The 7432-nt window shown below is 73.4% G+C and carries 5 protein-coding genes and 1 pseudogene; 4 read left to right on the top strand and 2 right to left on the bottom strand.

What is annotated here, in order from left to right; all coding sequences use genetic code 11:
- Window positions 1–47 precede the first annotated feature (47 nt).
- On the bottom strand, window positions 48–569 hold the full coding sequence (locus ADY59_RS45775) for a PH domain-containing protein (protein WP_049577162.1): 522 nt from the start codon (window positions 567–569) through the stop codon (window positions 48–50).
- 94 nt (window positions 570–663) lie between these two features.
- Here ADY59_RS45775 and ADY59_RS45770 point away from each other — a divergent pair, with 94 nt between their 5' ends.
- Both ADY59_RS45770 and ADY59_RS45765 read left to right on the top strand, forming a co-directional pair.
- Complete coding sequence (locus ADY59_RS45770) at window positions 664–1629, top strand: ATP-binding cassette domain-containing protein (protein ID WP_049577159.1); 966 nt, start codon at window positions 664–666, stop codon at window positions 1627–1629.
- Window positions 1626–2429, top strand: a complete 804-nt coding sequence (locus tag ADY59_RS45765) for an ABC transporter permease (protein WP_049577155.1) — start codon at window positions 1626–1628, stop codon at window positions 2427–2429. The genes ADY59_RS45770 and ADY59_RS45765 overlap by 4 nt, the downstream gene beginning before the upstream one ends.
- A gap of 38 nt (window positions 2430–2467) precedes the next feature.
- Here ADY59_RS45765 and ADY59_RS45760 read toward each other — a convergent pair whose 3' ends face one another.
- Entirely contained in the window at window positions 2468–5704 is a 3237-nt protein-coding gene (locus ADY59_RS45760) for an AfsR/SARP family transcriptional regulator (protein ID WP_082310901.1), read from the bottom strand.
- A gap of 93 nt (window positions 5705–5797) precedes the next feature.
- On the opposite strand from ADY59_RS45760, the gene ADY59_RS45755 reads away from it, so the two are divergent.
- Window positions 5798–6367, top strand: a complete 570-nt coding sequence (locus tag ADY59_RS45755; RefSeq protein WP_156326149.1) for a YbhB/YbcL family Raf kinase inhibitor-like protein — start codon at window positions 5798–5800, stop codon at window positions 6365–6367.
- A 183-nt stretch (window positions 6368–6550) separates the two neighbouring features.
- Window positions 6551–7432: pseudogene (locus ADY59_RS45750) on the top strand (hypothetical protein); the annotation flags it as partial.

The following is a 7432-nucleotide window of genomic DNA, read 5'->3' as shown; positions in this document are numbered from 1 at the left end:
ATGAGCAGCACCTTGGGGCTCAACCGCAGCGGCACCCGGGGCGGCGGTCACGTGGCGTCGTCCCTGAGCTGCTCGGCGCGGCGGGCGAGCTCGTCGGCGAGCCCGGCCGCCACCTGGTGGTCGAGCCCCTTGATCGTGGAGGAGCCGGCGTGCGAGGCGGTGCGGATCTCCAGCGTCGCCAGCCCGAGCATCCGCTCCATCCAGCCCTGCCCCTTGTCCACCGTCTGGATGCGGCTGACCGGGACGAACACCCACTCCCTGGTCAGGAACCCCTGCCGGGCGTAGACGACATCACCCGACAGCTCCCACCGGTGCACCGCGTAGCGCACGAACGGCTCCGCCACCAGGAACGGCGTCGTCAGCACGCCGACCACGACCGGCAGCAGCCATGGCGCGTCGGCGAACCAGCCGGGCACCCACGACCATCCGCTGCCGCCCACCCATCCGCCCACCAGGATCGACCCGCCCACGAGCAGCACGAATCCGATCAGCGCCTCGAGCAGCCAGAGCCCTCGGGCCCTGGGCGAGACGCGGTTCGCCGGTTCGCGGAGGGGGCCAGGTGAGTTCACGCCTCCAGCTTAGGGCTCGCGCCACGTCAGCGATCTGTCAGCGGCCGGTGGACGGCGTACGGAAAGTGTCAGTGGCCTCGGGCAGGGTGAGCCCATGGGATACGCGATTGAAGCCGAAGGCTTGGTGAAGCACTACGGCGAGACCAAGGCGCTCGACGGCGTCGACCTCGCCGTGCCGCCGGGCCGGCTGCTCGGCGTCCTCGGGCCCAACGGCGCCGGCAAGACCACCGCCGTGCGCATCCTGGCGACCCTGCTCGTGCCCGACGCCGGCCGCGCGTCGGTGCTCGGTTTCGACATCGGCCGGCAGCCGCACCAGGTCAGGTCGCTGATCGGTCTCACCGGGCAGTACGCCGCGGTCGACGAGATGCTCACCGGCGTGGAAAACCTGCTCATGATCGGCCGGCTGCTCGGCCTGCCCCGGCGCGGGGCGCGTCAGCGGGCGACGGCGCTGCTGGAGCGGTTCGACCTGGCCGAGGCCGGGGGGCGGGCCGCCAAGACGTTCTCGGGCGGCATGCGCAGGCGGCTCGACCTGGCCGCGAGCCTGGTGGGCCGGCCGAAGGTGCTGTTCCTCGACGAGCCCACCACCGGCCTCGACCCGCGCAGCCGCACCGAGCTGTGGGGCGTGGTGCGCGGGCTGATGGCCGACGGCGTGACCGTCCTGCTCACCACCCAATACCTGGAGGAGGCCGACCAGCTCGCCGACGACATCGTGGTCTTCGACCACGGCAAGGTGATCGCGACCGGCACCTCCGACCAGCTCAAGGCCACCACCGGCGCGCAGGTGCTGGAGGTGCGGCCGTTGGCGGAGCATCAGCTGGAGCTGGTGGCCAAGGTCGTCACCGATGTCGTGGACGAGCCGCCCGTGGTGGCCGGTGGCAAGGTCACCGCCGCCGTGCGCGACCCCGCGGTGGTGCCCGCCGTCGTGCGCCGCCTCGACGACCTCGGCATCGTGGCCTCGGAGCTGGCGCTGCGCAAGTCCAGCCTCGACGAGGTGTTCCTGGCGTTGACCGGGCACCGCGCCGAGGAGCCGGAGAAGACCGACGAGGAGACCTACGCATGACCGCGACCACCGCCCTGCCCGCGCCGCCGAGGCGGGTGAGCCCCGGCGCCACGGTCAGCCAGACGATGACGCTGGCGTGGCGCAGCCTGGTGCAGATCAAGCACAACCCGTGGGAGCTGCTCGATCTCAGCATCCAGCCGATCATGTTCCTGTTGCTGTTCACGTACGTGTTCGGCGGCGCGATCTCCGGTTCGACGGGCGACTACCTGCAGTTCGCGCTGCCCGGCCTGCTGGTGCAGAACGCGCTGTTCTACACGCTGTCCACGGCGATCGGGCTCAACACCGACATCACCAAGGGCGTCTTCGACCGGCTGCGCAGCCTGCCGATCGCGCGCACCGCGCCGCTGGCCGGGCGGGTCATCGCCGACACCTTCAAGCAGGTGTGGGCGTTCGCGCTGCTGGTCGGGTTCGGCATGGTGCTGGGGTTCCGGCTGACGACCGGGGTGGCCGGGCTGCTGGGCGCGCTGGCGCTGCTGGTGGTCGTGGCGCTGGCGATGTCGTGGATGTCGGTGCTGATCGGGCTGAAGGCGTCCAGTCCGGAAAAGGTGCAGATGATCGCCTTTTCGGTGATGATGCCGCTAACGTTCACCAGCAGCGCGCTGGTGTCGCCCGACACGTTCCCCGGCTGGCTGAAGGCGTGGTCCGACGTCAACCCGGTGAGCCACCTGTCCGACGCGATCCGCGGGCTGATGATCGGCGGCGACGTGGCGTCCCCGGCGCTGGTGTCGCTGCTCTGGTCGGCGGGCTTCGTGGTGGTGTTCGCGCCCCTGGCGATCAGGGTCTTCCGGACCCGGCTCTGACCCGGCTCTGAGCTGGCTCTCAACCGGCGCTGAGCTGGTCAGACCCGCATGGCCATGGCGATGACGGCGTCCCGGTCGAGCCTGCGGCCGCGTTCGAGGTGGCGGCTGAACTCCGCCTCCCCGAGCGCGGCCTTCGTGTCGGCGGTGATCCGCACATGGTCGAAGTCCACGACGGCGGCGATGCCCTTGACGACCTCGGCGCCGCCCAGCAGCATCGCGGCGTCCCCGCCCCGGCCCGCCGCGAGGGCGACCGCGGCGGCGGCGATGACGGCGATCCCGATGAGCTGCGCGTCGCCCGACTCCGCGGCTTGTTCCAGCCCCAGCGCGACCAGCCGCCGCGCCCCCGCGAGGTCGCCCTCCTCGACGGCCAGCAGGCCGCGGGACGAGTTGACCGCCGAGACCATCTGGATCGGCACCCCGGTCGCCCGTTCCATGAGCTCCGCGGCCCGCGCGAAGTGGTCGCGGGCCCCGGCCACGTCGCCGTCCTGCCTGGCGAACTCGCCCCAGGCGCCCACCACTCCCGCCTCGCCCACCTGGTCCCCGTTCTCGGTGACCAGCCGGACGACCTCGCGCAGGATCCGCTCCGCCTCGGCACGCCGGCCCAGCTGGTTGAGGCCCAGCGCCAGCCTGGCCCGCATGTAGGCGGTGTCGTCCTGGGCGCCGAGCTCGTCCATCACCCGCAACGCCTCGCGCATGACGTCGATGCCGCGCCCGGTCTCTCCGCGCAGCAGGTGGACGTCCGACAGGCCGGCCAGGGCGGTGCCGGCGCCCCAGCGGTCGCCGGCGGCGCGGAAGCCGTCGAGCGCGGCCAGGTGGTCGCGTTCGCCCTCCTCGATGCGCCCGGCCGCGTAGTGCGCGAGCCCGCCGCACAGCCGCCCGGCGGCCACCACCCACGGGTCCGGGTGCCGGGCCATCTCCGCCATCAGCGTGGTGGCGGCCGTCTGGGTGGCGCCGAACATCACGAACATCGGCCCGACCATCGCCACCAGCGGATGGTGCGGCGGCGGCCCCTTGAGCCGGCCGATCTCCGCCTGGGCCCGCGCCGCCTCCTCCCAGGACAGCAGCGTGCCGAGGCCGTTGAGCACGTACACGGCCAGGCCGAGGGCGCGCGCCGGCCCCGGCGCGTCCGGGGCCGCCTCCAGCGCCTCGCGTGCCCTGAGCGCGCCCTCCAGCCGGTGCCCGCGCAGCCACCAGTACCAGCCCAGCGCGCCGACCAGCCGCAGCGCCCACGTCCCCGCGCCCCCGGAGGCGCTGGTGGTCCAGCGCAGGGCGGCGGTCAGGTTCTCGTGTTCCGCCGTCAGATCGGCCAGGCGGTCGAGCTGGTCGCCGGTGCGCAGGCCGGGCTCGGCGGCCTCGGCCAGTTCGGTGAAGTACCGGGCGTGCCGGCCGCGCACGTCCTCCAGCTCGCCCGACTCGGTGAGGCGTTCGTGGGCGTACGCGCGGATCGTCTCCAGCATCCGGTACCGTCCGGCGTCGAATACCACGAGCGACTTGTCCACCAGCCGGGTGAGCGGCGCGAGCACGTCCCCGTACAGCCGCTCGACGGTGGCGAGCCCGGCGCCCCCGGCGAACACCGACAGCCTCCGGCCCAGGATCCGCTCCTGTTCGTCCAGCAGGTCCCAGCTCCACCCGACCACCGCCCGCAGCGTCCGGTGGCGCGGCTGGGCGGTGCGGCTGCCGCTGCTGAGCAGCTGGAACTGGCCCACGCCGGCCAGCCGGGAGGCGATCTCCGCCGCGGTCATCGACCGCAGCCGGGCCGCGGCCAGCTCGATGGCGAGCGGCATCCCGTCCAGCGCCCGGCAGATCGCCACGACGGCCTCGCCGTCCGCGCCCACCTCGTAGCCGGGCCGTACGGCGGCGGCGCGTTCGGCGAAGAGCCGCACGGCGGGGTACGCGCCGGCCTCGCCCGGCCCGGCGCCGGCGGGCGGCAGGCCGAGCGGCGGCAGCGGCCAGGTGACCTCGCCGGTGATGCCGAGCGGCTCCCTGCTGGTGGCCAGGATCCGCACGCCGGGGCAGTCGGCGAGGATCCGGTCGGCCACCCGGGCCACCTGCTCGACGACGTGCTCGCAGTTGTCCAGCACGATCAGCATCCGCTTGCCCCGCAGCGCCGCGACCAGCCGGTCCAGCGGCTCCCTCGGCCCCAGCCCGGACGCCTGCGGCAGCCCGTCGCGCACGTCGAGCGCGCTGGTGACGCTCTGCACCACGCCGGCCTCGTCCTGCACGGGCGCCAGCTCGGCCAGCCACGCGCCGTCGGGCAGGTCGGCGTTCCCCGCCACCTCCATGGCCAGCCTCGTCTTGCCCGCGCCGCCGGGGCCGATCAGCGTCACCAGCCGATTCCCGCTCACCAGCGCGGCGGTGTGCGCGAGGTCGCGCTCCCGTCCGACGAAGCTGGTCAGGCGCGCCCGCACGTTCCCCCGCCGGCCGGCCGGCGGGTTCACGCTCTCCGGGGCAGGGGACGGTCCCGGCCGCCCGGGAGGCGCCGCCCCGGAGCCGGAGGGCGGCGTCTGCCCGCCGGGGCCCGGGGCGCCGCGCAGAAGGGAGAGGTGGAGGGAGGTCAGGGCCGGGGACGGGTCGGTCCCGAGCTGGTCGCGGAAGGTGCGGCGGGCCTCCTCGTACGCCGCCAGCGCCTCGACCCGGCGGCCCGCGTCGTACAGGGCGCGCATGCGCTGGCCGTGCAGACGCTCGCGGAGCGGGTGGGCGGCGAGCAGGCCGGCGAGCTCGTCGAGGAGGCCGCCGGGCCGGCCCAGGCGCAGCTCGGCCTCGATGCGGTCCTCGGCGGACGACAGCCGGAGGCTTTCGAGCCGCGCCGCCGAGCCCGCGGCGGCGCAGCCGGGCAACCCGGCGAGCACGGGGCCGCGCCACAGGGCGAGGGCCTCGCGCAGGAGCGCCGCAGCCGTGGGGGCGTCGCCGGCCGCGAGGGCCGTCCGCCCCTGCCCGGCGAGGACGGAGAAGCGGCGCGCGTCCACCTGATCCGGATCCGCCATCAGCCGGTAACCGGACGGATCGGCCACCACGAGCTGGCGCGCCCAGTTTTTTCCGAGTGCCGCGCGGAGCCTGGAGACGAGCGCCTGCAGGGCGTTGGTGACGCCGGCCGGCTCACGGCCGTCCCAAATCCCGGCGACGAGCCGCTCCACGGGAACGGTCCGGCCGGCGTCGAGAACGAGCAGGCCAAGCAGGGTACGCAGGCGGCGCCCCGCGATGTCCACGACCTCGCCGTCTCGCCGGACCTCGAGCGGGCCGAGGACGGCGAAAGTCATGCTGGTGTCCCGCTGCATCCCTCGATTGTGGCGGATTTCGGGCTCTTCACCGGCCACCGACCCTGCCGAAACGGTCGGCGCACCGCCGAGACCCGCGTAGCATCATCCGGCATGGGGCTGCGTAACAGGGCTGGACGCGTGCGACGCATCGCCGTCATGGTGACTGCGGTGACGAGCGCGTTCACGCTGTCCGGTTGCTCCGCCATCTTCGGAAGGTCCGAAGCCAGCGACATCGCGAGGATCAACGTATCCAGCCCGGATCTGCGCGAGGGCAAGCCGCTGCCTCGTCAGCACTCCTGCAAGGGCACCGTCGGCAGTCCGGCGTTGCGCTGGTCGAGCCGGCCGCTGCCGGACGCCAAGTCCATCGCGATCGTGGTCGACTCCCACACCCCATCCGAACCGGCCGTGCACTGGGTGATCTACAACATCCCCGCCACCACGACCGAGCTGGGGCCGGGCGCGGCCGAGAGCCCGCCGGAGGGCTCCGGTCAGGCGAAGGTCACCAGTGGGAAGACGGGCTATCAGCCCCCATGCGAGCCCGGGGGCAGCTACCGTTTCAGTGTCTACACGCTGAGCGGAAAGGTCACGGACGATGAGGGCGCCCCCCTTTCCGAGATCCTGAAGCAGATCGCGGACCGGACCATTGCCCGCGGACGGCTCACGGCGGTCAACATTGAGTGACGGCCCGAAAGCAGTCGGTAGTATTGGTTACCAATTCTTCACTTAGGGTGTGACAACGCTCGTAGTGGTCCGCCAGAATCAGATCCAATTGTTAGGCGCTGGTGATCAAAGGGGGCAGATCGCGTCGATGGCCGCGCGATCTCACCGGTGCCACAGGGAGGCCATGGCTTTGAGGGTGGTGCAATGACCGCGGTTATCGTGAGCTTGGTCGCTGTCGTGCTCCTCGTGCTCGTCGTCGTGGCACTGGGCATGCGTTCCATGAACCGGCGGGAGAGTTCTCTCCCTCCCGAACGGCTGAAGGAGATGGCCGAGAAGGAGGAGAAGACGCACGCGCGGTCGACGGACGAGTTCGCCGCGCACGAGCCGCGAATGAGTAAATTCAGCCCGGATTTCAGCCCGATCGACGAGCCGAAGACCAAACCGGTGCGTACGGGCCAGCGTGGCAAGCGTGGCGTCGACGAGTGGGGCAACCCGCACTCCGACGACGAGGACGAGGAGTTCTGGGCCAACATTCGCAGTGACGCGGAGGAGGGCGGCTTCGGCGCCGGCGGCACGGTCGCGGCCCGCAAGGGCGCCTCCCGGCCGGTCGAGCGCGAGCGTCCCGCCGACCGCCCAGCAGAGCGTCCCGCGGCCGCCGAACGTCCCTCGGCCGACCGGCCCGCTGACCGGCCCGCAGCCGAGCGCCCCGCCGGGCGCCCTGAGCGCCCTTCCCGCCGGGCCAAGCGCGAGCCCGTCGCCGCCGACCCCAACGCCGCCACCGTGCAGGCGCCGCTGCCGCAGCGGCCCGCCAAGGCCCCGGCTCCGGCCGCCGCCTCCTCGGGCCTGGCCGATCTGGTCGAGCCGGCGCAGCGGCCCGCCCGCTCCAGCGCCGAGATGGCCGACCAGCGCACGATGACCTTCGCGGCCCCGACCGCCGACGTGATGAGCATCCTCGGCGCGGGCGCCCAGCCGGTGCCGACGGCCCGTCCCGAGCCGACCGGCCCTTCATACCCGTCCAGCGGCTCCTTCCCCGCCGCGGCTTCTCCGTCGAGCGGCTCGTTCCCCGCCGCGAGCGCCGCCGCCACC

Source organism: Nonomuraea sp. SBT364, assembly GCF_001083785.1.
Classification (GTDB): Bacteria; Actinomycetota; Actinomycetes; order Streptosporangiales; family Streptosporangiaceae; genus Nonomuraea.
The sequence above is the reverse complement of the archived record's forward strand: the minus strand, read 5'-3'. Positions and strand labels throughout refer to the sequence as shown.

What these genes read in the sequence shown, in the direction of transcription:
- ADY59_RS45755 (WP_156326149.1), top strand. Translation starts at nt 5,798, where the DNA reads ATGGGGCTGCGTAACAGGGCTGGACGCGTGCGACGCATCGCCGTCATG.
- ADY59_RS45760 (WP_082310901.1), bottom strand. Translation starts at nt 5,704, where the DNA reads ATGCAGCGGGACACCAGCATGACTTTCGCCGTCCTCGGCCCGCTCGAG.
- ADY59_RS45770 (WP_049577159.1), top strand. Translation starts at nt 664, where the DNA reads ATGGGATACGCGATTGAAGCCGAAGGCTTGGTGAAGCACTACGGCGAG.
- ADY59_RS45765 (WP_049577155.1), top strand. Translation starts at nt 1,626, where the DNA reads ATGACCGCGACCACCGCCCTGCCCGCGCCGCCGAGGCGGGTGAGCCCC.